We start from the raw sequence: 24,319 nt of genomic DNA, 5'->3' as shown, positions 1-24,319 counted from the left end.
ATGCTGATTGACATCCTGTTCTGGGTGCTCGCGTTAGTGTCCGTCGCATCCGGTGTCGCCGTCTTCATGGTCGACTCGATGGCGCGGGCTACCTACGCGCTTGCGGTCTCGTTCGTCGCCGTCGGGATCATGCTCGTGATGGTCGACCTTGAGTACATCGGCATCATCACGATTCTCATGATGGTCATGGAGATGGCGATCATGGCCGTCTACATGGTGATGTACATGGGGATGAATCCGGCCCTCATGCCGATGGATATGACGCATAACAAACGCTGGTCGGCGGTTTTGGCGGCAGGAACTTTCGTGCTGCTAGCCGCAGGAGTCCTGCTTATCCCCTGGCCCGCACGTATCGGTGCCCCCGCCGCCGACCTCACCGCCTCGCTCGGCGAGGCGATCATGGGCCCGAAGATGCTGGTGATGCTCACCATCAGCCCCGTGCTGTTCGCCACGATCATCGCTGGGCTCGTGATCGCAAATCCACGCGGGCGCTACGACCGCTGGGGCGACGACCTCAAACGTGGCACGCCCGACGATCCGATGCAAGGAGGTCTCGGCCAGTGACACTCGAAGCCGTTCTCCTTGTCGCCGCCGCGCTGTTCTGCGTTGGCCTGTACGGCGCGCTGTCCCAACAGGTTGTCGTGATGGTCATGATGGGGCTCGAGTTGATGATCAACGGCGTCATCCTTGCGGCCGGCGCCTTCTGGTGGTTCCTCGCGCCAGCCCCGGACGGCCAAGTGCTACTGCTCGTCGTCATCGCCGCGATGACCGTCGAGATGGCGATGGGCTTCGCTGTGGCAACCCTGCTGCATCGTTCCCGCGGATCAGACATGACCGACTCGGCGACGGATCTTTCCGGATGAGCGTGCTCGCCCTTGCTCTCGTTGTGCTGCTGCCTGCGGCATCCGGAGTTTTGCTCTGCCTCGCCGGACCACGTGCGCGGGCAGCCGCGATCCGGGTCTCGCTCACGACAGCGACCGTGACGGCCGCGCTCGCCGTGGTCGTCGCCGTCACCCGCCCCGCGCTCGAGATCCCCTTCATTGCTGGCGCGCCGCTAGGGCTCGGCGTCGATGGTCTCTCCGCCTTGGTGCTTCCCGTCGTCGCGATAGTAACCCTGCTCGTGCTGATCTTTGCGGCAGCCGAGGGGACAGAGTCGCCGGAACGCTTCCACGGCCTCATGCTGATCTTCGCAGCCGCCGTCGCGGTCACTGTGACAGCGACGACGCTCCCGGCCCTGCTGTTCGCGTGGGAGATCATGGGGGCCATGTCTTGGGCGCTTATCGGCTTCCAGTGGCGGGATGATCGACGCGTACAGGCGGGATTCGTCGCCTTCACGATGACGAGGGCCGGTGACCTTGGCCTGTACCTTGCCGCGGGCGCCGCGCTGATGGGCGGCGCGGGTCTCACGCTCGCTGAACTGCCTGCAGTGTCATCGCCCTGGCGAGACGTCATCGCCGCAGGCATCATCGCTGCGGCCCTCGGCAAGGCCGCGCAACTGCCGTTCAGCTCGTGGCTGTCACGCGCGATGGAAGGGCCGAGCACTGTCAGTGCCCTGCTGCACTCGGCCGCGATGGTTGCGATGGGCGGATACCTCCTCCTCCGCGTGGCGCCGTTGCTCGAGGTGTCGGGCTGGGCGGGCACTACCGTGGCATGGATCGGAGCGCTCACCGCCCTGCTGCTCGGCGCGGTGGCTGTTGCCCAACGCGACCTCAAGCAGCTGCTCGCGGCCTCGACCGTAGCCCAACTGGGATTCGTTGTGCTGGCGGCCGGGGTGGGTTCAACCGCCGGCGGCGCGGGCTACCTCGTCGCGCACGCCTCCACCAAGGCACTGCTGTTCCTCGTCGCAGGTGCGTGGCTCGCTGCTCTTGGCACCAAGCAACTTTCGGCGCTCCGCGGCGCCGCTCGGCGGTGGCCGCTCGTCGGCGTACTGTTCACCGTCGGCGCGCTGTCGCTCGCGGGCATCGCTCCGCTGTCGCTCTGGGCGCTCAAAGACGAACTCCTCGCCGTCGCCCTCGAGAAGAGCCCCGCGCTCTACATGGTCGGTCTCACTGCGGCGGCGCTCTCCGCGATCTACTCCGGCAAGGCGCTCTTCATCGTCTGGGGGCGAGCGGATGATGCGACCGAAGCGGGATACGATACCGAGCAACCCGGCACACGCTCCATCGGACGGTGGGAACGCATCCCGCTCGTCGTACTCGCGACCGGCGCGGCACTGCTCGGCATTCTGGCGCTGCCGCCGGTGAGTGAGCCGCTGAAGGCGATGCTGGGCGAGGCCGGCACCGCGACACCGAGCGTGATTGAGTTCGCCGGCTCGGCGGTGCTCGCGCTCGCGATGCTCGCTCTGGTCGCGATCGGACTCCGGCGAGGTGTGCCGCAGCCAGCCTGGGCGGTGAACTGGCTCGGTCTCGAGAAAGCCGTACACGTCGCCATCGTTCGGCCGACGCTCGTGCTCAGCGAGGCGCTCGCGAGATTCGACGACAACATCCTCGACCGCGATCTGCATCGGACCGCACGGGCTGGCATTGTCGCGGCCTCGCGTGCGGCGCGCGCTGACGAACGTGGCGTCGATGGCGCCGTCGAGGGTCTCGCCCGCCAGCTACGAGGACTCGGCACGCTAGCCAGGCGCCCGCAGACGGGCAAGGTTCATCAGTACTACGCCCAGACCACCATCGCCCTGGCGGTCGTCTTCGCCCTGATCCTGCTCGTGAGGTAACCCATGCTCAGCGTTGTCGTCTTCCTCCCTGTGCTCGCCGCGATCGTGGTGGCAGCCGTGCCCCGCATCACGGATGCCGCAGCCCGCTGGATCTGGCTTGTCGTCACGCTCGTCGACCTCGCCCTGGTGGTTGGCCTGTGGCTGGTCTACGGCGACCCGGGCGCGGGGAACCTGGCCTTCGAGGAGCAGGTGCCGTGGATACCGAACGCCGGCAGCACCTATCACCTCGGCGTCGACGGACTATCGCTGCCGCTCGTCGCGCTCACATCGCTCATCTTCGTCGTCTGCGCCGTCTTCGCGCTCCGCAACACCGACAGACCCCGCTCTCAGGCCGCCCTCTTCCTCTTCCTCCAGACGTCGAGCCTCGGCGTCTTCGCGGCGCAGGACCTCATCCTCTTCTTCGTCTTCTTCGACCTCTCGATCGTCGGCATGTACTTCGTGATCGCCGGCTGGGGGCACGGCAATGCCGCTCGGTCGGCGCTGAAGTTCTTCCTCTACACGTTCCTCGGATCGCTCGCATTGCTCGTCGGGTTCATTGGGCTCTACCTGGGTTCGGCGGCGAAGACATTCGACATGGCCGAACTCGCGAGCAACCCGCCGTTCGGCGACCAGCCGGTGGCTGGCGGTCTTGTGCTTGCGGCGGTGTTCGTCGGCCTCGCGATCAAGACGCCGACGTTCCCGTTCCACACCTGGCTTCCGCCCGCCCACACGGATGCTCCGGCGATCGGCTCGGTCGTGCTCGCAAGCGTCCTGCTCAAGATGGGCACCTACGGTTTCGTGCGGATCGCTATGCCCATGCTGCCGGATGCGTGGCGAGACTGGGCGTGGTTCGTCGTCGTGATCGGCATCGTCTCGGTCCTCTACGGAGCACTCGTTGCGCTCGCCCAAACCGACTTCAAGCGGATGATCGCCTACACCTCCGTCAACCACATGGGCTACGTGATTCTGGCCGTTGGTGCGGCCGGTGTCGTGAGCGACAGCGCGGCCCAGGCGAGAGAGGTCGCTGTGACAGGTGCGGTCGTTCAAATGGTCAGCCACGGTCTCATCACCGGTGCGCTGTTCCTCATCGCGGGGGTGCTCCACGACCGCAAGGGCAACTATGACATTGGCTCCTACGGTGGACTCGCGGCCCCAGCACCCCGCTACGCCGCCCTTTTCGGGATAGCGGCCTTTGCCTCCCTCGGGATCCCGGGCTTCAGCGGCTTCATCGCCGAATTTCAGATCTTCGCAGGCAGCATCGGAACCGTTCCGCTGGCCGCGCTCGCACTCCCGGGCATCCTCATCACGGCCGCGTTGTTCCTGCGGGCGTTGCAGCGGATGCTCACGGGCGAGACACGGGGGCTGTCCATTGGATTCCGTGACCTCGACCGGAGGGAGATCCTCGCGATCGCGCCGCTCCTTCTGTTCGCCGTGATCATCGGGATCGCGCCGCGTTTCCTGCTGGATATCATCGCGCCCGCGTCATCCGCAATCGTCGACCTCGTCAGCAGGTAGCGTCCAGTGAACATGCAACGGGATACCCTCGCGCTCCTGCCGGAGATCTCTGTTCTCGCAGGTGCAGTGATCGTGCTATTTGCGGGGTCATTCCTGTCCCGAGATCGGCAGGTCGTGACGCGATCCGTTGCGATCGTTGCTTTGCTGCTTGCTGCTGCTGTGGCGGTAGTCGAAATCAATTCCCCCGCGGTGACGATTTTCGAGGGCAGTTTTGCGGTAGATGTCGCGACCGGGGCCGCGCGGATCATCATCCCGCTCGCGACGATCCTCGTGCTCGTACTCGGCGTCGAGGAGCTCGGCGGAACCGCCAGGGAGAGCGAGACGTACACGCTCATGATGCTCTCCGCACTCGGGGCCATCGCGATGGCGGGAGCCAACGATCTCCTGGTGCTCGCCGCGGGATACCTGCTTGCGAGCATCCCGCTCTATGCCCTTGTCGGAATGAGCAGGTCGCCCGGTGCGGCTGAGGCCGCACTGAAGACCTACCTGATCGGGGCGCTCATGGGCATCGCGATGCTGCTCGGGGTGACCCTCCTGTACGGAATCGCCGGAAGCACCTCGTATGCCGAACTGCAGTTGACGCTCGGCGATGCCCCGCCCGCGGCCGTCCTTGCCGGGGTCGTCGGGGTGACGGCGGGGCTGATGTTCAAGGCGGGCGGGGTTCCCGGCCACTTCTGGGTGCCTGACGCGACGCAAGCATCCGGAACGGCGGTAGCAGCGTTCCTCGCGTCGATTCCTAAGCTCGGCGCACTCATCGCCGCCTATCGTCTCTTCGAACTGCTTCCCCGTAGCGTCGACGGGCCGCTGTTAGTCGCCATCCTCGCCACGGCGAGCATGACACTCGGCAACCTTGCGGCATTCTGGCAGACCGATGTGAAGCGGCTTCTCGGCTGGTCAACGGTCAGTCAAGCGGGCTATCTCCTGCTGCCCGTGGCAGTCGCAGGACGGGCGGATCTTGCCCTGCCCTCCCTGCTGCTTTACCTCGCTGGCTATGCTGCGGCCAACATCACCGCCTTCGCGGTCATTGCAGCGCTGCCGACCCGCCGCTCGATCGAGGACTACCGCGGCGTCGCGGCCGCGCACCCGTGGCTCGCTGGGGCTCTCGTGGTGAGCCTCCTCGGACTCGTCGGTACCCCACCGACCGCTGTTTTCGTCGGAAAACTCACTACCTTCACCGCGGCGTGGGACGGTGGCCTCGCCTGGCTCGTCGTCGTGGCCGCGATCAACTCCGTCGCGAGCCTGTTTTACTACCTCCGCTGGCTCGCCCCGATGTTCGCGCGGGGTCGAGCGGATGTGCGCGCACCTGCGTCTCGGGGCCTCTGGGCTTCTCGGGCCGCCGTCATGGGTGCACTGGTGACTCTCATCATCGGGATCGCCGCAGGCCCAGTGCTCGCAGCGTTCGATGCGCCGCTCTTGGGGTGAGCCGAGTGGTGCGGCGAGCACCGCGCCTCGTCGCACTCAACTCGACGCAGTCACTGAGGTCTGTCGCGATCTGTGCTGACGCACCGAGTGCGTGAACGCTCACCATTGCAGCACCGCGACAATTGCCCCCAGTGCGAGCAACGGGACACGAAACTCAGTCCGGATCGGGCACAGCGCGGTGCCCGACAAAGGCTGGGAACTCACTTTCCTTGTGCGCGGGATCCCCTTCTGGCATGCGAAGGTAGCGGGTCGTGGGACCAACGGCCGCGAACTCTGAGGTGCCGGGCAAAAAGAGAAGCGGTCAAGTCCCTGGAAGTGGCGTCCCAGCCACGCGCAATCGAGAGGGTGGCCACCGCCACGCGAGAGCTCCCCGTGTTGCACGGGCGCCGGTGGATGGTCGAGGTTGCGTCCCACGTGGCTGCGATGGCCGAGAGTATTCTCGAGGTTCATGCGATGCAGGAGGTATTCGTCGGCGCCGACTTCACGGCCCTCTGCGTCCTGACCCTGAGGTTCAACTACTGGGACCTCACTGAGCGGCCTCAAAGGTGCCGCGAACGGGTACTTGAGGTGGTATTGCGCAGGCGTTGGGATGCCGTCCCGCAGCGGGTACGGCGACCGAGTACGGACGAAGCCATTTTGTTAGGGGGCAGGCTCTAGCACCACGTTTTCGGTGCGCACCACGTTCGCGTCGAGCAGGGCGGAACTCGAGCCATCTTCCGGTCCCAAGCCATCGACACTGGGATCGATTGCCGTCACGGCGTCGACAACCTGCATCGACTTCACCCGGCCCGCGGCCATGACGTCCGCCTTCGAGGCGTTGACGAGTTCCATCTGGTTCTCTGGCACCAGCAAGTCCACGGACAGGATCGCGGTTCGCTGCGACACTTTCGCATCCGACTTGATCTTGCGAAGAGCGCCGAGTGCGGCGCCCGCTGCGGCGATGATCCCTGGATCCGCACCGGCTGCGGCCGCATGCAACGGCTGGGCCACTGGCCACCGCGCTCTGTGAATCGAGCCCTCCGCGTACCACGACCACACTTCTTCGGTCGAGAACGGGAGCACCGGAGCAAACAGCGGCAAGAAGGTGTCAAGGGCGATCGTCAACGCGGCTCGCGCCGACGCCGCGGCCGGGGAGCAGGGCGCGTTCGAGTCGATCGCCTCGCCCGGGGCGGCGCCGTCGTAGGCCCGCGTCTTGACCAATTCCACGTAGTCGTCGCAGAACGTCCAGAAGTATGACTCGGTCACCTCGAGTGCGCGTGTGTGGTCGTACGCCTCGAGGGCTGCGGTCGCGGTCTCCACGATCTGGGCCAGCCCCGCCAGCATCCCACGATCCAGCGGCTCGGTGATGGTAGCCGAACGCACGTGTGCGGCCGCGGCAACGCCGGCCGCAAGCGACGTGTCGGCCGCTGTGGCGATGCCTGTCGCGCCCAGCACGAACTTAGACACGTTGAGCACCTTCATGGCGAGGCGACGGCCGATCTTCATCTGCCCCTCGTCGAAGGCCGCGTCGGTGCCCAGGCGTGCCTTCGCTGCCCAGTACCGCACCGCATCGGATCCGTGAGTCTCAAGCAGCGCCATGGGGGTCACCACGTTGCCCTTGGACTTGGACATCTTCTTGCGATCCGGATCGAGGATCCAGCCGGAGACGGCGGCGTGCTTCCACGGCAGCACGCCGTGCTCGAGGTGCGAGCGCACCACCGAAGAAAACAGCCACGTGCGAATGATGTCCTGGCCTTGCGGGCGCAGGTCCATGGGGAAGGTCTTGGAGAACAGGTCGGGGTCGTCCCGCCAACCGCACACGATCTGCGGGCTCATCGAGGACGTCGCCCACGTGTCCATGATGTCCTTCTCGCCGATGAAGCCGCCGGGCACACCCCTTTGGTCTTCCGCGAAGTCGGGGGCGGCGTCGGCCGACGGGTCCACGGGCAGCGCGCCTTCGGACGGCACGATCGGCTCGTCCCACTTGGGGTTGCCGTCGGAGTCGAGGCGATACCAGACGGGGATCGGTACACCGAAGAAGCGTTGGCGGGAGATGAGCCAGTCGCCCGTGAGCCCGTTCACCCAGTTCTCGTAGCGCTTTCGCATGTGCTTGGGGACAAAGTCCAACTCCTTACCGCGCGCCACCAACTCGGCTCGCAGCGCGGCGTCCTTGCCGCCGTTCGCGATGTACCACTGGCGCGAGGTGACGATTTCGAGGGGCCTGTCGCCCTTCTCGAAGAACTTCACGGGGTGGGTGATGGTCTTGGGTTCACCTTCCATGACGCCAGCCTCGCGCAACATCTCGACGATGCGCTCCTGGGCCGAGAACACGGTCTTGCCAGCAAGTTCGGCGTACGCGGCCAGGCCCTCGGGTGACTTGATGGCCTCGGGTGCGTCGGCCAGGATACGGCCGTCCCATCCCAGGATCGGGCGGGTCGGCAGACTCAGTTCGCGCCACCAGATCACGTCCGTCACGTCGCCGAAGGTGCAGATCATGGCGATGCCCGAACCCTTGTCGGGCGAGGCGAGGCGGTGAGGCACGATCGGGACCTCCACGCCGAACAGGGGAGTGCGCACGTGCTTGCCGAACAACGGCTTGTAGCGCTCGTCATCGGGGTGTGCGACAAGCGCCACGCACGCGGGGATGAGCTCCGGGCGTGTGGTTTCGATGTAGATGGACTCGTAGGAGCCGGTGGCCTCTTCGAGGTCGGCTGCGGGTTCGAAAGCGACCCGGTGGTAGGCGCCCGGGCGTTCACGGTCCTCAAGCTCGGCTTGAGCCACGGCCGTCCGGAACGTCACGTCCCACAGCGTGGGCGCCTCGGACTGGTACGCCTCCCCGCGAGCCAGCGAACGCAGGAACGCCTGCTGGGCGACGGCCTGAGCGTTGGGCGCGATGGTCTGGTAGGTCCGTGACCAGTCGACTGACAGGCCCAGGTGACGCCACAGCGCCTCGAACTGCTTCTCATCCTCGGCGGTCAGGCGCTCACACAGTTCGACGAAATTCCGGCGCGAGACCGGCACCTGATCGGCGGCCTTGATGGACTTGCCCTCGCCGCCCACGTGGGGCGGCTCGAAGTCGTCGACGTGGGCAAGCGTCGGGTCGCAGCGCACGCCGTAGTAGTTCTGCACGCGGCGCTCGGTGGGCAGGCCGTTATCGTCCCAACCCATGGGGTAGAAGACCTCCAGGCCGCGCATCCGCTTGTAGCGGGCGATCACGTCCGTGTGCGTGTAGGAGAACACGTGACCCACGTGAAGGGACCCGGAGACGGTCGGCGGGGGAGTGTCGATCGAGTAGATCTCGTCCCGGGTCTTGGTGCGGTCAAATCGGTAGACCCCGTCCGCCGCCCAGGCGTCGTTCCAGCGGTCTTCGAGACCGTCCACCGTGGCCTTGTCAGGGATGCGCGAAGTCATGGTGGTCATTCTTTCAGACGGCGACCCCGATGCCGGACGTGGTGGCGCCGCACCCGCAGACTTCTTGAGGTCGTGGCAGGAGTTGGGCGAGACCGTGGGCGGCGATCCCCCCGAACAACTGGGCGAAGTGGTACGGCTGCAATGCTCACAGTTATACGGTTGATGTACCAGCGCCCGACTGAATTCGGATGGTCTCGCGGCGCGGGGGTTTGGCTCCGACCGTCCATCTGATCGAAAGGATCACATCATGAGCTACGGACTTACCCTCACCGTCGACCAACCCTTCGAGCCGGCACTCGCGGCCGTGCGCGCCGCGTTGGCCGAGGAGGGATTCGGGATCCTGACCGAGATCGACATGGCGGGCACGATGAAGACGAAGCTCGACGTCGACATGGCCCCACAGGTGATCTTCGGGGCGTGCAACCCCCCGCTTGCTCATCGCGCCCTGCAGGTGGAGGAGTCGATCGGAATGCTCTTGCCGTGCAACGTGGTGGTGCGCTCGGTAGGCGAGGGTCGCACCCGGATCGAGGCCCTCGACCCGCACGTGATGGTCACCCTCACAGGCAACGACGACCTCGAGGCAGTCGCCGACGACGCAGCCACTCGGCTCGGCGCGGCTCTTCGACGTCTGGAATCGCCACCAAAGGTGTGACCGCCCCGACGGGGCTCGGAACGACAGTCCGGCGCCGGTAGCGCGCCCAGAAGTGGCTGACCGCCATTTTGCGCATGCTCGAAGAGAGTCATGACTTTGCGGACGCGGTCGCCAGGATCACCCCCCAGTCAGTCGCGGCCTCAACCGAGCCGCCCTCGCCCTCACGGCCACCGGTCCGCAGGGGTGCCTGTCTAGTGCCGGCGGCGAGGACCCCGCGGATGGTCAACGACCCACAAGAACTTTCCCCCCACTCGCCTGAGCCGAACTCGCAAAGAGGGGGAAGCCACCGGCGTGTCCGCCGCCCACCACGGGCGCGTCGTCGCCCGTGTCGGTGACCCGCTGCTGCCACGGTGCCTCGCGCGACTGACAGTGGTGGCACGGGGAGCCTTGAGGAGATCTTGAGGCGGCGTCGTGGGGCCTCTTGAGGCGGCAGGGGAACGATGGGAGTTGTTCACGAAGCGAAGTTCACGAGGAGGTTGTCACCATGATGGGATATGGGTTCGGTATGGGTGCCGGGGGATGGATCGCGATGGCGGTGTTCTGGATCGGTGTGATCGGTCTGGTCGTCTGGCTCGTTGTCCGTGCCTTCCCGGGTAGCCGACGCGACGACGGTGTGGGTGGCGGCCAGCCGGGCGTTGCGCAGGGCGAGACCCCGGAGCAGCTTCTGGATCGCCGCTTCGCTGCCGGTGAGATCGACGTCGCGACCTACGAGTCGATGCGTGCGACCTTGCGCGCGAACCGAAGCGGGAAGTGATGGCCACGATCAGCCGGCGGCTGCGAACACTGATCGTTCCGATCGTCGCAGTCGCCGCGATCCTGGGTTCGGGCGCGTGGATGCTGATCCAGGGGCAGGGCGTTGGCGGTTGGGGCGCGGGAATGCCAAACGGCGCGTCCTACGGGATGATGGGCGGTGGCGGCTTCGGTGGTGCGAACTCGAGCGGGGATCGCGTGCCTGTTGTCGACCTTGTGGGAGCGCGCGAACAAGCTCAGGTGTTCGCGACGGAACTCCGGCCGGGTCTGGAGGTCGGAGAGGTGATGCAGTTCGAGCGGCAGTACTACGCCGAACTCGTCGAGGCGGACGGCTCGCTGGCCACGGAGGTTCTCATCGACCCCGTCTCGGGCGACGTGCAGATCGAGTTCGGGCCGGCACGGATGTGGAACACCCGCTACGGCATGATGGGACGTGGCGGCTCAGAGCTGCGGATCAGCGCGACCGAGGCCCAACGGATCGCCGACGAATGGCTCGTGGGCCAGGACGGCGGGGAAGGACTCACGGCGGCCACCGGTGATGCCTTTCCCGGCTACTACACGCTCCACACGCTGCGCGAAGGGAAGGTCGACGGCATGCTCTCGGTGAACGCGACGTCCGGTGACGTCTGGTACCACTCGTGGCACGGAACATTCATCGCGATGTCCGAGGCGCCGTGACGTCTCCCGGATCGAGTTCGGCGAACCTGGTCGGTGCTCACGCACCGGCCGGGCGTCGCTGGCGCGTGCTCGTCGTCGAGGACGACGCGCCGATCGCGCGCCTGATTTCTGAGTACCTCGGAGTGGAAGGGTTCGAGGTGGACGTGGCCGCGGATGGTGAGGTGGGCGTCGATAGGGCGCGTGCGTGGGAGCCGGACGTGCTCGTGCTGGACCTGATGCTCCCGGGGATTGATGGGATCGAGGTGTGTCGACAGGTGCGAGGCTTCTCCGATGCCTATGTGATCATGTTGACCGCGCGCACCGACGAGCTGGACCGCGTGATCGGGCTGTCTGTGGGGGCTGACGACTACCTCGCCAAGCCTTTCTCCCCGCGCGAGCTCGCGGCGCGAGTGCGCGCCATGCTACGGCGTCCCCGCAGCCCGGACACGGGCGCCCCCGCTCGAGTCTTCGGAGACCTGGTGATCGACGTGGCTGGCCGGGAGGTCTCGGTGGCGGGTGAGCGGATCGAGTTGACCCGGACGGAGTTCGACATCCTGGACACCCTGTCGAGCCGACCGCGAGTTGTGCTCGAACGCCGCGCACTGCTAGAAGCCGTGTGGGGTGAGGAGTGGTTCGGCGACGACCACGTGATCGACGTGCACGTCGCCAATCTTCGACGCAAGATCGGCGACGACCCGGCCGAGTCCCGATACGTGCGGACGGTCCGTGGCGTGGGTTACCGGATGGGTGGGGGCAGTTGAGGGCCGCCGGTCGGCGAACAGGATTTGCGGCACGCCTGCTCCTCGGCCAAGCCCTCGTCATTTTCGCCGGCGGGATCACCCTGCTCGTCGTCGCCCTGGGGCTGGCCCCTGGGATGTTCCGGGGGCACGTCGAGAACGCGGTAGGGCCGATCACCAATGAGCTGGCCACCCACCTGGACATGGCGTTCTCTCGGGCGATCCTGGTCTCTCTCGCCGTGTCGATGGCCGTGGCCACGCTCACTGCCCTCGCGGTCGGATGGTTCGTGTCCCGCCGCGCCGTTCGCCCGCTGCGGGAGCTGTCCGAGGCGGCGGGTGCGGTCGCTTCCGGCGACTACACGGTGCGTGTCCGTCGCTCGGGCTATGGCGCCGAACTCGACTCGCTCGCCGACGCCTTCGGGCAGATGGCAGGCAGCATCGCCCGGACCGAGAAGTCGCGGGCCGAAGTCCTGCGCGACCTGTCCCACGAGCTTCGTACCCCGCTGACTACCGTGCGTGGATATCACGAGGCGATCGCCGACGGGGTCCTACCGGCCGACCGAGCCACCTTTGAGCGCATCGAAGCCGAGATCTCCAGGATCGAACGGTTGGTCGACGACGTCGGTCGCGTGTCCATTGCTGAGGAGCGCGGGCTCAGCCTTCACCTCAGCGAGGTCGCTGTGGGCGACCTGCTGAGGGTCGCCGCGCGCGCCGAGGAACTGGCGTTCGAGGCCAAGGGGGTGCGTCTCACCCTCGGACTTGACGCCAGTGCCCGATCGGTCATCGTCGACCCGGACCGGATGCAGGAGGTCCTCGCCAACCTCCTGGAGAACGCTCTGCGCCACACGCCGGCAGGCGGGCACGTCGACCTGTCCGCGCGATCGGTTGCGGAGGGGGTCGCAATCACCGTCAGGGACTCCGGGGACGGAATCGCTGCCGAGCACCTCCCGCGCGTCTTCGAACGCTTCTACCGCGTCGACGACGGCCGTTCTCGCGGTGTCGGTGGGAGCGGGATCGGTCTCGCGATCGCTCGCGGGCTCGTCGAGGCCCACGCTGGCCGCATCCGAGCGGAGAGCGCCGGGGCAGGGGAGGGCGCCAACTTCGTCGTGACCCTCCCGGCGAGCCAGGGACGACGCGGCGTCGTGAGCTGATGGAGTACGGTCACCGCAGTGACGGCTACGGCTGCGGTGGCGCCGACGAGTCAACTGACGGTCATGGCGAGGCCGACGCCCTGAGGCAAGTGGGCGCAATCACCACGAGGGCGGACATCGATCGACCGGACCGACCGCGACGGTGCATTTCGCTGCTCATGTGACGGCCACTGCCGCGAGGGATGCGACGAGGACGACTGGTGCGACGATCAACATGACCGCGCGCCCATACCGCGTCGCCCGGGGCAACCCGCGTAGCGGAAACAGCACCTGACGGACAATGAGGTACGCGGAGAGCCCCCCCAAGAAGACGAAACCGGCTGGCTCCGGTTGGACGCGCCAGGCGATCAGACCCGTCGCCACAGCCAAGGACGCAGCCGCCGTTGGCGGACCGAGTGCCGGGACATCTCCTCACGCCGGCTCGAAATCTTGATCCACTCTTGATCAATCCTCTATCAGCGGTCCCGCAACACCTGCCAGGCTTTGAACATGGCGCTCACCGCAGATCCACCACAGGTCGATGACCTTGCGGTAGACGAGACTCCTGCTGTCGACGTCCGGCCGCGGCGCACGGCGTGGACAGCCGTCGCCGGCGCACTGGGCGCCGTCGGTGGACTTGCCCCGCATGTCCTGCACCACGTCGGTCCCCTGGTGGGGACGGCGTTGGTCGCCGGCGCGGGAGGCACCGCCCTCTTCGGCGTCCTCGGCCTCGCACTTTCCGTGCCCATGCTCCTCAGGCTCCGCCGCCGGTTCCGCAGCTGGTGGGCACCCGGGATCGCGCTTGCGGTGTTCACCGCAATGTTCTTGGTCTCCTCACTGGTCATCGGACCGCTCATCGGCGGTTCCGACCGCCCGCTCATCGAGCAGGGGGTCGCGGACCACGACTCCCATCACGAGTGACGGAAGAAGTCGCGGTGCGGGATGTACTCACCGAAGGGTCCGGCCGCTGCCTGCCTTCCCTGGGTATCCCGCAGATGCCGGGTTGCCAGACGACGCCCACGTTGTACCGGTGCGACGTCACGGCCGGGCCGGATAGGCCTTGACCTTCCAGTGGGGTGCAAGGTTTACCGTCGAGTTAACCGGCCACTCATCCAGTCCAGACTGGGAGGCAAGAACATGGATCAGCGGTCGACGCTGACAACACCATCAGACGGGAAGTGCCCGGTGATGGCGGTGCGCCACACCTCGAACGGCAAGCACCCGATCCGACGAAACTGCACTGCAATTCGTGTGACCCCACACGCCCTAGGAGGGTTCGATGTCACCCAAGAAGAAGCGCCCGCGCGCGGCACCGAAGCCGCGACCCTCCTCGCCTTCCGGGCGGGCCAATCCTCTGATCCGCCCCCTGGATTCACAGTTGGTGGCGGCATCGCGTCCGGCCCCTGCTCGTGGTGCGTCATTCGGCGTGTCCTCAGCACATCGCCCCACACCCGCACCCGCGTCGGCCCCGGCCCCACGGCGACAGCCGATCATCCGACCCGCGCTTGCACGACTCAGCGGGTCGCGCAACCCCACACAGGGGCTCGAGTTCACCCCCCCTCTCCTTAAGGTCCTTGCGGACCTCGAGCCGCAGGCCATCGGCCTCACATACTGGTTCACCGCTCCCGCGGGGTCCGAGGCGCGCGATGTGACCGTGCGCTTCTCTGGGCAGCGCCTCGATGTCGAAGGCGAACCCACGGATGCCGACGCCTTTGTGGCGACCGCGACGTACGCCAACGTTCAGCCAGGCAGCGGGCCGATTGCACTCACCCACCGCATCGTCGGTAAAGCGTCGGGTCGCTGGAAGGTCACTGCGGAAGCAATGGCAACGTCACGCACTGGCGATCACCGAAACGCTGTTCGTCTACCCCCTGCCGAAGGCATCGGGCGTTCGACATTGGCGCCGGTGGCCACGATGCGTGCGCCGGGGGTCGTGCCGGGTTCATGGCCTCTCTTGGTGGGTTTGGGATTCATCCTCGCGACGATCGTGCTGAGCTTGCTGGCGCGCAACAGCGGGATGCCCGCGGGTACCATCCTCGCTCTGGCGGCCGCCGCGGGCGCCCTAGGGCTCGGCGGGGCCAAGGTCTACTACTGGTTGACGCATCGCGGGCAGGGACGAGCGGCGGGACTGGCCGGGCTCAGTTTGCAGGGGTTCGTCATCACAGCGATCGCGGTCTTCGTGCTGGGAGGCTGGGCGTTCGGTGTTCCGATCGGATCCTTGCTCGACGCGACGATTCCGGCACTGCTGGTCGGACAGGCTGTCGGACGACTGGGGTGCATATTCGCTGGGTGCTGTTCGGGCTTGCCGACCACGTCGCGGTGGGCGATTTGGGGCTCCGATCGCCGCATCGGCACGAGGCGGATCCCTGTCCAGGCCCTTGAGTCGGCGGCGGCTGCGTCCTTGGCTGTGGCGACGGGTCTGATCGCCTGGCGCGTCCAACCGGAGCCAGCCGGTTTCGTCTTCTTGGGGGGGCTCTCCGCGTACCTCATTGTCCGTCAGGTGCTGTTTCCGCTACGCGGGTTGCCCCGGGCGACGCGGTATGGGCGCGCGGTCATGTTGATCGTCGCACCAGTCGTCCTCGTTGCATCCCTCGCCGCGATTGCCCTCATATGATCGCCATCGCGCCGCGTTGTGACCGACGGCATCTCCATCGCGCCTGGCGGGCTGTTCCCGACGTTCGGGCTCTCACTCAGCCCGATGATGGCGGCTCTAGCGATGGTGCTGTCGTCCCTGTCGGTCGTCACCAGCGTCGGCCCGGTTACGCCACTTCACACCCCGACCAGTCGCTAAGGTCGACCCCAAAGTCTTGACCATCACACTGATGGTCGAGTGTGCAAACGAATACGACGATGAGGAGAACGAAATGCATGACAATCACGATCACGACCACTCCACGCACTCAGGCACCACGGTCGACCCGGTCTGCAAGATGAGCGTCGACCCTGCCACCGCCGCGGCAAGCCGCGAGCACGACGGTAAGACGGTCAGCTTCTGCTCCAAGGGGTGCGCGGCAGCCTTCGACGCAGACCCGGCGCAATACGCCACCGCCTGAAATTCAGCCAACGGAGCACGTCGATAGTGGGACGCGTTATGGGTGCCCGTTCTCGGGCGTCCATGACGTGCTCCCACCGTGCGCTAGCGACCAGCAGGGGCCAGCGAGGTCGGAGGCATCCTCCACGCCCCGGGTCCTCACCTCAAGAGCGGTGCGTAGAGACGGCTTACCTTCCAGTTGTCTGGAAGGATTGCGGTGAAGTGGGCTCGCGGGCCGAGGTGCATCGTCAGTGACGACGGGACCTGTGTGGCCGCACCCGAGTAGCTCGGTAACAGACGGGAAGGGCACACACATGGTCACGATCGCTTCGTGTTCGGAGCGCGTCAACCGACCGAGACGAATTGGGGGTCGATTGCGTCGGCGACTCGTGTGGCAACGCCTTTTCTGTTCGTCGCGGGGCCGACGGACGCCAGCCGCTGTCCGACGATCATCGACGCGTTGATCGTCCGTCACATCATGCGCGGCAGGTTGTTCATCTCGGTGATCTCGGCCAACTGGATGCCGATGATGAACCCGGCCAGATGGAGAGCTTCCGCCTATCAGCTGGGGCCATTCGCAACGATGGCAAGGACCACCTTGACCTTCCAGCGCACTGGAAGGTTTAGAGTGGAGATCGCGCCGACCGAGTGGTCGCGCGCCGCTGGATCGAGGAGGACAACCATGGAGACGATCACCACTACCTACACCGTCACGGGGATGACATGCGAACACTGCGTGGCTGCAGTTTCGACGGAAGTCGGCCAGGTCGACGGCGTCAACGCGGTCGAAGTCGAGCTCGTGCCGGAAGGGACATCCTTGGTTCGGGTCAGCGGGCAGGCTCCCGCAGATCGGGATGCCGTCAGCGCGGCCGTCGACGAGGCCGGATACGTCTTGACGGGGGTCGTGGCGTGACGGACGTCACGCGGCTGGTGCTCTTCGCAGTGGCACTGGTCGTCGCACTGGGCCTCGGTCTCGCGATCGGGACAGCGGCCGGGCCAATCACTGCTGAAGGCTCAGGGACCGGCACTGTGGTCCAGATCGGAGAGGTCTCATGAGCAACATCATCGAGCTTGATATCGGCGGGATGACGTGCTCGTCCTGCGCCGCCAGGATCGAGAAGCGACTCAACCGCATCGAGGGCGTCGAGGCGAGCGTGAACTATGCCACCGAGCGGGCGAAGGTCGACCTTCCGGAGGGCGCAACGGTGGAGCAGGCGATCGCCTCGGTCGAGGCGACCGGCTACTCGGCGCGCTTGCGCGAGCAGGTCGGTGGGGGCACGACCGAAACAGGCGAGGCTGAGGCCCCTGCCGACGAAGTGTCGGCGCTGCGCCATCGCCTGATTGTGTCGGCGGTTCTGACCGCACCGGTGCTCATCCTGTCTATGGTCGAGGCCTTGCAGTTCGACAACTGGCAGTGGCTGGCACTGACCCTTGCAGCACCCGTGGTGGTCTGGGGTGCGTGGCCCTTCCACCGGGCGGCGTGGACCAATGCGCGGCACGCGGCGGCAACGATGGACACGCTGATCAGCGTCGGTGTCCTGGCCGCGTTCCTGTGGTCCCTGTACGCGCTCTTCTTTGGTGCGGCCGGCGATCCAGGGATGAGGATGGGGTTCAGCCTCGTGCCAGAGCGCGGTGGCGGCTCGGCGGAGATCTACTTGGAGGTGGCGTCGGCTGTCACGGTCTTCATCCTTCTGGGCCGGTGGTTCGAGGCCCGGGCCAAGAAGAACTCAAGTGCGGCCCTACGGGCATTGTTGGAGATGGGCGCTAAGGACGTCGCGGTCCTGAAGGACGGCGTCGAGACCCGCATCGGTATCGACGAGTTGGTCGTGGGCCAGGACTTTGTGGTCCGTCCCGGGGAGAAGATCGCCACCGACGGGCAGATCATCGAAGGGGTGTCCGCGGTCGACGCATCGATGCTGACCGGCGAGCCGGTCCCCGTCGAGGTCGGCCCAGGGGACTCCGTCACCGGGGCAACTGTCAACGCCGGAGGAAGGCTCGTCGTGCGTGCGACACGTGTCGGCGCCGATACCCAACTGGCTCAGATGGCGAAATTGGTCGAGGATGCGCAGACCGGAAAGGCCCCGGTGCAGCGGCTTGCCGACCGCATCTCGGCGATCTTCGTCCCGATCGTCATTACCCTGTCCGTGGCGACACTGGGCTTCTGGCTGGGCGCTGGTGTCGGAACGGAGATGGCCTTCACTGCGGCCGTCGCGGTGATGATCATCGCATGCCCGTGCGCGCTCGGCCTGGCCACGCCGACCGCTCTCATGGTGGGCACGGGACGGGGTGCTCAGATCGGGGTCCTGATCAAGGGCCCGCACGTCCTGGAGTCGACCCGGCGCGTGGACACGATCGTGCTGGACAAGACCGGAACGGTGACGACGGGCACGATGCGCCTGGTCGATGTCGTGGCCGCGCCCGGCATCGATGGCGACGAGCTCCTGAGGACGGTCGGGGCACTGGAGGACGCGTCCGAGCATCCCATCGCCGCAGCGATCGCTGGCGGCGCACGGGAGCGGCTGGGCGCCCTGCCCCCGGTCACGGAGTTCACCAGCCTTCAGGGCCTGGGCGTCGAGGGGACCGTCGGCGATCGACAGGTTGTCGTCGGCCGCATGGGTTGGCTCGCAGAGCGCTGGTCGGTGGCTCCGGATCCGGCGCTCACGGCCGCGCTGGACGCGGCGGAGTCGGCGGGACGCACCGTCGTCGCGGCCGGCTGGGACGGGCAGCTGCGGGGGCTGGTCGTGGTCGCCGACACGCTCAAGGTCACCAGTGCCCAGGCGGTACGCGAACTCATCGCGCTCGGTCTGCGTCCGGTGCTCCTGACCGGTGACAACGCCCGCGCCGCCAGGACGATCGCCGACGAGGTGGGAATCGAGGAGGTCATCGCCGAGGTGATGCCCGCGGACAAGGTCCGAGTGGTGCGGGACCTGCAGGAGGCGGGACGCGTGGTCGCGATGGTCGGTGACGGTGTCAACGATGCCGCAGCCTTGGCTCAGTCGGACCTCGGCATCGCCATGGGTACGGGATCCGACGTCGCTATCGAGGCCAGTGACCTGACGCTCGTCCGTGGAGACCTGCGTGTCGCAGTGGATGCGGTGCGGTTGTCGCGCCAGACGCTCAAGACCATCAAGGGCAACCTGTTCTGGGCGTTCGCGTACAACGTCGCGGCGATCCCGTTGGCGGTCTCGGGGTTGCTCAACCCTCTGATCGCTGGCGCTGCGATGGCCTTTTCTTCAGTGTTCGTGGTCACGAACAGCTTGCGTCTTCGCCGGTTCCGCGCGATCTCGACCACAGTCAACCCAGCGGGCGAGACGCACCAAGTGCACGCGCCGCAGGAGGCACTGCCGGTCGGCTGATCGAGTGGGGTGGGCGCCCGGCGCGGCGTCCAGTGGGCATACCGAACTCCTTCCCTGAGACTCATCATCCCAACATAAGTGCCCGGAAATCCGGGGTTGGCTCCAGCCGTTTGACCCCCGCAATACTGCCGAGAATGCCCCCACAAATGGGGTAACCTGAGCGCTGCGGAGTGTCTGAAATTGCGGTAATTTGACATTCGAGAGGGGGGGGGGAATCACCTCTCCTTGCGTCCCGAGGATTCTGCGCGCTTTTCGCATTCGGGGCGTCGATTGTGATCTGGAAGATTGCAGAAAGGAAAAGGGGATCGGATAAGAGCCGACTCACGGGAAAGGGAACTAGGTTGCTTGCGATACTCGGCACCACGCTCGCTGCAACGGTAGGCGTGACGGCCGTAGCGAGCGCCGCGCCTGCAGGTTGTGCATCCGGCTACGCGTGCTTCTGGGAGGACCACAGTTACGTGACGGACGGCAGCCCGTACAACGAGGTTCGCTTCTACATGTACTACACGGACTTCAACTACCTGAATTACACCACGAACAAGGACGCCCACGACAACGTCTCGTCGCTATACAACAACGGCAACTCGCAGTCGATCTACGTGTACAAGAACGAAAACTTCGGTGGTCAAGCGTTTGGCCTCTCCAAGACGGTCGGTGACAATGACCTCAGCAATAGTTCTGGGGGTGCGCCTGGCGGCTTCAACGACTCGATCGACTCTGGCTGCTTCACGGGATGGTGCTAATTGCACGCGAATCCTGATCGCGATGCGCATCGGCGCGGCGTTCGAGCGCTTCTGATCGGGACGGCCGCCGCACTCGGACTTGCCGGGTGCGGCGGTTCCGCTCCGACGGCAGGCGATGATCTCCCCGAAAAAAACATCGACCAATGGGTCATGCCCATGGATCAATACCAAGTTCAATGGGTCGATCGCATTCGCGAGGAGTATGCCACCGCTCAACTTGACGCCAAGTGCATGCGTGCCGCAGGTTATGACCTCGAAGTCCCCTGGCGTGACCTCACAGGCCCCGTAACTCGGCCGCACATTAACGCGGTCGGTCGGGTCCTGTTCAACCGCAAACTCGTCGAGGAATTCGGCTATCATCAAGCGCCCTCTCCGGAGGAGACTCTTGGTGACTGGCTCGCGTACTCGACCAAATTGAACATGATCGACGCGGCTGAGCAAGCAGTGCTCGACAACTGCATCGAGGCGACGTACAAGGTCCTGCCGCCACTCGACGGTGAAGCCAATCGAGTCGCGGGAATCGCGGAGACGGCTTGGCAAGCTGCTTTGGAGGATGACTCCGTGGTTAAGGCGGCCAAGGACTGGCGGGAGTGCATGTTGCCCTTCGGGATACCCGATCTTCCCGGCGATCCACGACAGATGCCGCCTGATTCGCTGGGTGTCGAACGAAATCCGTCTCCGACGGAAAATCCTGACGTTTCGCCCCGCGAGATCAGCGTAGCCGTGGGCGATTTCGATTGCCGGGTATCATCGGGTTTCAGGGTTGCTCTGTACAACGCTGAATGGGACCGACAGGTCAAACTCGCACGGGAGAACGTTGATGATCTCGTTCGCTCGCAACAGCAGTTCGCGGAGCGCCGCCAGCGGGTCGAAGAGTTACTCAGTTTGGGTCAAACGGACTAGCGCATGAGTCATCCGAAACGCATGGCGGCGAAGGTCGCCGTCTTCGCCATCAGCGCGCTTGCGATGCTTGCCGTCGGTTGGTTTGGTGCGACGCTCTTCGTGTCCCCCGACCAGCGCGCCGCAGACGCCGCAGCGCCTTCTGCGTCAGTCCTCACCGCACCGGTTATTCGCGAAGACCTTGTACAGACAACAAGTGGCGGTGCCCGAGTGCAGGTCGCCAGGACCGATGACATTGACATCCCGCTCGCGGTGGGATCGGGCGTCGTGACCGCGAGTCCTTTGTCTCCTGGAGACTCGGTGGGCGAGTGCTCGGAGGCACTTGAAATTGACGGTCGCCCACTCGTGGTCATCGTCGGACAGTTCCCGTTCTACCGGGACCTTGCGCTCGGTGATACTGGCCCCGATGTCAGTCAGCTTCAGAGAGCTTTGCGTCGGTGCGGCTCCACCATTCGCGTTGACGGTGACTATGGTCCGGCCACAGCCGGTGCGGTGAAGGTACTCTACTCGAGACTGGGCTACGAGTTGCAGGGAGACGGGACCCCTGCCACGTCGGAGTTTGTCGTCGCTCCTGCGGCGCCCACGGTTGTCGAAGTAGTCCCGGCAATCGGGGCGACGCTCACAGCGGACGATCACCTCACCTTGGCGTCGGGTCCGTTGATAGTGTTGGCAGAGGCTCCAGACTCTGTAGCAAACGCGGACTTCGCGGCCGTCGACGTGACCGTCACTTTCGATGGCGATAATCGCGCGGCGACCATCCAGAGTTTGAGATCCCCCGCGACGGATGACGCGTTTGCGGTGATGGAAGTCAAACTGGTCGGTGGCGACGTTCCTGCGGCCTGGAAGGGAGTCGCGGGCACGGCTACGTATGCAACCCAACTAGTGGCATCCGATGCGCTCGTGGTTCCGACAGCGGCGGTAGTGAGTCAGGGGCTCGATTCGCAGTTAGTATATCGGGCTGACGGCAACGGAGGATTTGTCGCAATCGCAGTTCGTGAATTGGGCTCACTGAATGGGCGTACTGCAGTGATGCCCATCGACGGGCAGCTTGACGAAGGCGACATAGTTATCGTGGGCGGGCAATAGCCATGTTGTCGTTGAGGAACGTGGTGCGGCACTACGGCAACGCGTCCGAACTTCCCGCACTGCGTGGGGTGTCGCTCGACGTGTCCCTCGGCGAGTTCGTCGCCATCGAAGGTCCATCGGGTGCAGGAAAGTCGACACTGGTTAACATCCTCGGCTTGCTCGACCGACCGGACGCGGGCGAATATCGGGTCTTCGGTCACGAGACATCTGGGCTGTCGCCCAATGAGGCAGCACGCCTGCGCTCTGATACATTCAGTTTCGTCTTCCAGGGCTTCCACCTCCTGGACGACCGACCGGCGATTGAGAGCGTGGAACTAGGACTCGCCTATCGGGGGGTTGAATCCGAAGTGCGCGGACAACGCGCGCGAGAGGCGTTGGAGCGCGTCGGCATCGGAGCTCTGGGCGAAAAGCCAGCGGGCTTGCTCTCTGGCGGGGAACGGCAGAGGGTGGCTATTGCGCGGGCTTTGGCAACGGGAGCCCCGGTGTTGCTTGCAGATGAGCCGACCGGAAACTTGGACTCGCGCAATAGTGAGCAACTTGTCGAGGCGCTCTCCGAGTTGAACCGCCAGGGGACGACGGTGATTCTTGTGACCCATTCCGAAACCGTCGCTAGCGCTGCCGGTCGGCGAGTCCTATTGGAGGACGGCTCGATTAGTATGGACTCGGACTCGTCGGGGCGTGCCAGTATTGACGGATCGCCACCGGAGGCTCCGCCTGGGACCTCGTCGAGGGTTCGCATTCTGGCACTGATTGCCGACGCCTTGGGTACTCTCGCGGCGCGACCACGCCGCACGGTGGCAATGGCTGGTGCCGTAGCGATCGGCATCGCTCTAGCGACCGGCACGCTGGGGGTTGGCCTGACGGCGCGCGCCCAAGTCTCGGATGCCTTCGATGCCCGAACCAATCGAGATGTCTCGGTTCAGTGGGCGGACCCGAGCGCGGGGCCCATGGATTCAGACGGCTTGTCGACGACGCTATCGTCGCTGGGGTTCCTCAACGGTGTTGATGTCGTCGGGATTGTCTCTGACTTCGGCGGAACATCCGTTGAAGTTGCTCGCGGTCGCGCCCCTGTAGTGGCGCGCCAATACGCGATCCAGGGCGATCTGCTCACTGCAGCGCGCGCCGAGGTCGATTGGGCATCTGACTTGGACGAGCACGTGGGTACCCACGAGGCTTTGGTTGGCGCCAATCTCGCACAGCAACTCGAACTTGGCCCGATCAGTGCGCGACCGACGATAGTGGTCGATGGCGACACCTATTCTGTGGTGGGAGTCGTACACACATCGCCTAGGGTGCCCGAGATGTTAGCCGCCGTTGTCATCGCCGCTTCCGAGCGCCCGGGCATCGCACCCACAACCATTACTGCGGTGCTCCTGACCGAGGTCGGCGCGGCGCAGCAAGTCGCACGCGAAGCGCCAATTGCGATCAACCCGTATGAGCCAAACGAGTTATATGTCGTTGCGCCCGTAGACCCGCGAGAGCTCCGCGACGAAATCGAGGCGAGCGTTGCGACGACGCTTGCTGTCGTCACAATTGTCGCGTTCTTGGGCGGACTGGGCGGACTGGCGAACGCGATGCTCCTCTCGGTCGGCGAAAGAACGCGCGAGTTTGGTCTTCGACGAGCCGTTGGAGCCCGGTCGATTCACGTTGCTGGTCTCGTCACATCGGAAGCAATGGTAACTGGGGTACTGGGAGGCTTCATCGGGCTTTCGGTGGGCCTCGCCGCGCTGTTGGTGATCTCCGTGGTGAATGGATGGCAGCCCGTCTTCGACTTGCGTCTCGCGCCTGCTGCCGTCGCACTCGGCGCGGTCATCGGCGCGATTGGCGGGCTATTCGCGGCTCGGCGCGCTATGCGAATCGAACCGCACGAGGCGCTGCGCGCCTAGCGCTTCGCGCGCCAGAAGGGTCTGCCGCAGCAGAGGTTTGCCCCTGCTAATACGCCCTACGTTGCATGAACATGGCAGAGTGTGCTAGCACCTGATTCTTAATCGTGAGGTCACGGGATCGACGCCCGTCGGAGCCACCATCAGAACCTTGAGGCCGCCACGTGCTGTCCGGCCCTCCTCAACCAGTGCTCGGGTTCGGCGAGCGACGCCTCCACGGAACCGGCCAGATTCGCCAGGCCCACGCCCTGTACAGGGGGATCCTCCGCGAGCACACCCGCGATCACCGCGGCCTCCGACCCGACGCTCGCCGCGCGCCGCAACACCTGGCCCACCACCTTGCCGCCGAGCGACTGCGCATCGAACTGACCCTCG

Annotated in this window: 24 protein-coding genes; 22 read left to right on the top strand and 2 right to left on the bottom strand. The window is 65.7% G+C overall.

Features of this window, described 5'->3' with window-relative positions:
• The 6 genes from QZZ29_RS01750 to QZZ29_RS01725 all read left to right on the top strand — a co-directional run bounded on the left by QZZ29_RS01750 (position 1) and on the right by QZZ29_RS01725 (position 6,286).
• Positions 1–564, top strand: a complete 564-nt coding sequence (locus QZZ29_RS01750) for an NADH-quinone oxidoreductase subunit J (RefSeq protein ID WP_291380932.1) — start codon at positions 1–3, stop codon at positions 562–564.
• Positions 561–863: an NADH-quinone oxidoreductase subunit NuoK gene (gene nuoK, locus QZZ29_RS01745; protein ID WP_291380931.1), complete on the top strand. Its 303-nt coding sequence runs from the start codon at positions 561–563 to the stop codon at positions 861–863. Before QZZ29_RS01750 ends, nuoK begins: the two co-directional genes overlap by 4 nt.
• Positions 860–2,713: a proton-conducting transporter membrane subunit gene (locus QZZ29_RS01740; protein ID WP_291380929.1), complete on the top strand. Its 1,854-nt coding sequence runs from the start codon at positions 860–862 to the stop codon at positions 2,711–2,713. The genes nuoK and QZZ29_RS01740 overlap by 4 nt, the downstream gene beginning before the upstream one ends.
• Positions 2,714–2,716: 3 nt before the next feature.
• Positions 2,717–4,207 (top strand): NADH-quinone oxidoreductase subunit M, encoded by a 1,491-nt coding sequence (locus QZZ29_RS01735; RefSeq protein WP_291380927.1) that lies wholly within the window; start codon positions 2,717–2,719, stop codon positions 4,205–4,207.
• A 12-nt stretch (positions 4,208–4,219) separates the two neighbouring features.
• The gene (locus QZZ29_RS01730; RefSeq protein ID WP_291380925.1) at positions 4,220–5,629 is read left to right on the top strand and encodes an NADH-quinone oxidoreductase subunit N; all 1,410 of its coding nucleotides are present in this window, start codon (positions 4,220–4,222) and stop codon (positions 5,627–5,629) included.
• A 345-nt stretch (positions 5,630–5,974) separates the two neighbouring features.
• Positions 5,975–6,286, top strand: a complete 312-nt coding sequence (locus tag QZZ29_RS01725) for a hypothetical protein (RefSeq protein ID WP_291380923.1) — start codon at positions 5,975–5,977, stop codon at positions 6,284–6,286.
• On the opposite strand, the gene valS is transcribed toward QZZ29_RS01725, so the two are convergent.
• Positions 6,269–9,019, bottom strand: coding sequence for a valine--tRNA ligase (gene valS, locus QZZ29_RS01720; protein WP_291380922.1), 2,751 nt, complete (start codon positions 9,017–9,019; stop codon positions 6,269–6,271). The genes QZZ29_RS01725 and valS overlap by 18 nt on opposite strands.
• A gap of 247 nt (positions 9,020–9,266) precedes the next feature.
• Here valS and QZZ29_RS01715 point away from each other — a divergent pair, with 247 nt between their 5' ends.
• The 16 genes from QZZ29_RS01715 to QZZ29_RS01640 all read left to right on the top strand — a co-directional run bounded on the left by QZZ29_RS01715 (position 9,267) and on the right by QZZ29_RS01640 (position 23,947).
• Positions 9,267–9,671, top strand: a complete 405-nt coding sequence (locus QZZ29_RS01715; RefSeq protein WP_291380920.1) for a DUF302 domain-containing protein — start codon at positions 9,267–9,269, stop codon at positions 9,669–9,671.
• A 484-nt stretch (positions 9,672–10,155) separates the two neighbouring features.
• A complete protein-coding gene (locus QZZ29_RS01710) occupies positions 10,156–10,425 on the top strand; it encodes an SHOCT domain-containing protein (protein ID WP_291380918.1) in 270 nt (89 codons plus the stop codon).
• Positions 10,425–11,099 carry a hypothetical protein gene (locus tag QZZ29_RS01705; RefSeq protein ID WP_291380917.1) on the top strand — a complete coding sequence of 225 codons (675 nt, stop codon included), beginning with the start codon at positions 10,425–10,427 and terminating at the stop codon, positions 11,097–11,099. The genes QZZ29_RS01710 and QZZ29_RS01705 overlap by 1 nt, the downstream gene beginning before the upstream one ends.
• Complete coding sequence (locus QZZ29_RS01700) at positions 11,096–11,839, top strand: response regulator transcription factor (protein WP_291380915.1); 744 nt, start codon at positions 11,096–11,098, stop codon at positions 11,837–11,839. The genes QZZ29_RS01705 and QZZ29_RS01700 overlap by 4 nt, the downstream gene beginning before the upstream one ends.
• Positions 11,836–12,966, top strand: coding sequence for an ATP-binding protein (locus tag QZZ29_RS01695; RefSeq protein ID WP_291380913.1), 1,131 nt, complete (start codon positions 11,836–11,838; stop codon positions 12,964–12,966). Before QZZ29_RS01700 ends, QZZ29_RS01695 begins: the two co-directional genes overlap by 4 nt.
• Positions 12,966–13,130 carry a hypothetical protein gene (locus tag QZZ29_RS01690; RefSeq protein WP_291380911.1) on the top strand — a complete coding sequence of 55 codons (165 nt, stop codon included), beginning with the start codon at positions 12,966–12,968 and terminating at the stop codon, positions 13,128–13,130. The genes QZZ29_RS01695 and QZZ29_RS01690 overlap by 1 nt, the downstream gene beginning before the upstream one ends.
• A 325-nt stretch (positions 13,131–13,455) precedes the next feature.
• A complete protein-coding gene (locus QZZ29_RS01685) occupies positions 13,456–13,866 on the top strand; it encodes a hypothetical protein (protein WP_291380910.1) in 411 nt (136 codons plus the stop codon).
• A gap of 727 nt (positions 13,867–14,593) precedes the next feature.
• Positions 14,594–15,559, top strand: coding sequence for a prolipoprotein diacylglyceryl transferase family protein (locus QZZ29_RS01680; RefSeq protein ID WP_291380909.1), 966 nt, complete (start codon positions 14,594–14,596; stop codon positions 15,557–15,559).
• A 250-nt stretch (positions 15,560–15,809) separates the two neighbouring features.
• Positions 15,810–15,998 (top strand): YHS domain-containing protein, encoded by a 189-nt coding sequence (locus tag QZZ29_RS01675; protein WP_291380908.1) that lies wholly within the window; start codon positions 15,810–15,812, stop codon positions 15,996–15,998.
• A 660-nt stretch (positions 15,999–16,658) separates the two neighbouring features.
• Entirely contained in the window at positions 16,659–16,889 is a 231-nt protein-coding gene (locus QZZ29_RS01670; protein ID WP_291380906.1) for a cation transporter, read from the top strand.
• The gene (locus QZZ29_RS01665) at positions 16,886–17,032 is read left to right on the top strand and encodes a hypothetical protein (protein ID WP_291380904.1); all 147 of its coding nucleotides are present in this window, start codon (positions 16,886–16,888) and stop codon (positions 17,030–17,032) included. The genes QZZ29_RS01670 and QZZ29_RS01665 overlap by 4 nt, the downstream gene beginning before the upstream one ends.
• Positions 17,029–19,332 (top strand): heavy metal translocating P-type ATPase, encoded by a 2,304-nt coding sequence (locus QZZ29_RS01660; RefSeq protein WP_291380902.1) that lies wholly within the window; start codon positions 17,029–17,031, stop codon positions 19,330–19,332. Before QZZ29_RS01665 ends, QZZ29_RS01660 begins: the two co-directional genes overlap by 4 nt.
• A gap of 272 nt (positions 19,333–19,604) precedes the next feature.
• A complete protein-coding gene (locus tag QZZ29_RS01655) occupies positions 19,605–20,075 on the top strand; it encodes a peptidase inhibitor family I36 protein (protein WP_291380900.1) in 471 nt (156 codons plus the stop codon).
• Complete coding sequence (locus QZZ29_RS01650) at positions 20,076–20,978, top strand: hypothetical protein (protein ID WP_291380899.1); 903 nt, start codon at positions 20,076–20,078, stop codon at positions 20,976–20,978. It begins immediately after the preceding gene.
• 3 nt (positions 20,979–20,981) lie between these two features.
• Positions 20,982–22,061 (top strand): peptidoglycan-binding protein, encoded by a 1,080-nt coding sequence (locus QZZ29_RS01645; RefSeq protein WP_291380897.1) that lies wholly within the window; start codon positions 20,982–20,984, stop codon positions 22,059–22,061.
• A 2-nt stretch (positions 22,062–22,063) separates the two neighbouring features.
• Positions 22,064–23,947, top strand: coding sequence for an ABC transporter ATP-binding protein/permease (locus tag QZZ29_RS01640; RefSeq protein WP_291380896.1), 1,884 nt, complete (start codon positions 22,064–22,066; stop codon positions 23,945–23,947).
• A 140-nt stretch (positions 23,948–24,087) separates the two neighbouring features.
• Here the strand turns inward: QZZ29_RS01640 and QZZ29_RS01635 are convergent.
• On the bottom strand, positions 24,088–24,319 hold a 232-nt coding region (locus QZZ29_RS01635; RefSeq protein WP_291380894.1), incomplete at its 5' end, for a glycerate kinase.

The sequence above is a fragment of the Demequina sp. genome, from assembly GCF_016278765.1.
Lineage (GTDB): Bacteria > Actinomycetota > Actinomycetes > Actinomycetales > Demequinaceae > Demequina.
The sequence above is the reverse complement of the archived record's forward strand: the minus strand, read 5'-3'. Positions and strand labels throughout refer to the sequence as shown.

Bases quoted from the DNA above. Each gene is read 5' to 3' on its own strand.
- QZZ29_RS01750 (WP_291380932.1), top strand. From the start codon at position 1: ATGCTGATTGACATCCTGTTCTGGGTGCTCGCGTTAGTGTCCGTCGCA.
- QZZ29_RS01740 (WP_291380929.1), top strand. From the start codon at position 860: ATGAGCGTGCTCGCCCTTGCTCTCGTTGTGCTGCTGCCTGCGGCATCC.
- QZZ29_RS01735 (WP_291380927.1), top strand. From the start codon at position 2,717: ATGCTCAGCGTTGTCGTCTTCCTCCCTGTGCTCGCCGCGATCGTGGTG.
- QZZ29_RS01730 (WP_291380925.1), top strand. From the start codon at position 4,220: ATGCAACGGGATACCCTCGCGCTCCTGCCGGAGATCTCTGTTCTCGCA.
- valS (WP_291380922.1), bottom strand. From the start codon at position 9,019: ATGACTTCGCGCATCCCTGACAAGGCCACGGTGGACGGTCTCGAAGAC.
- QZZ29_RS01715 (WP_291380920.1), top strand. From the start codon at position 9,267: ATGAGCTACGGACTTACCCTCACCGTCGACCAACCCTTCGAGCCGGCA.
- QZZ29_RS01710 (WP_291380918.1), top strand. From the start codon at position 10,156: ATGATGGGATATGGGTTCGGTATGGGTGCCGGGGGATGGATCGCGATG.
- QZZ29_RS01705 (WP_291380917.1), top strand. From the start codon at position 10,425: ATGGCCACGATCAGCCGGCGGCTGCGAACACTGATCGTTCCGATCGTC.
- QZZ29_RS01690 (WP_291380911.1), top strand. From the start codon at position 12,966: ATGGAGTACGGTCACCGCAGTGACGGCTACGGCTGCGGTGGCGCCGAC.
- QZZ29_RS01685 (WP_291380910.1), top strand. From the start codon at position 13,456: ATGGCGCTCACCGCAGATCCACCACAGGTCGATGACCTTGCGGTAGAC.
- QZZ29_RS01675 (WP_291380908.1), top strand. From the start codon at position 15,810: ATGCATGACAATCACGATCACGACCACTCCACGCACTCAGGCACCACG.
- QZZ29_RS01670 (WP_291380906.1), top strand. From the start codon at position 16,659: ATGGAGACGATCACCACTACCTACACCGTCACGGGGATGACATGCGAA.
- QZZ29_RS01660 (WP_291380902.1), top strand. From the start codon at position 17,029: ATGAGCAACATCATCGAGCTTGATATCGGCGGGATGACGTGCTCGTCC.
- QZZ29_RS01645 (WP_291380897.1), top strand. From the start codon at position 20,982: ATGAGTCATCCGAAACGCATGGCGGCGAAGGTCGCCGTCTTCGCCATC.
- QZZ29_RS01640 (WP_291380896.1), top strand. From the start codon at position 22,064: ATGTTGTCGTTGAGGAACGTGGTGCGGCACTACGGCAACGCGTCCGAA.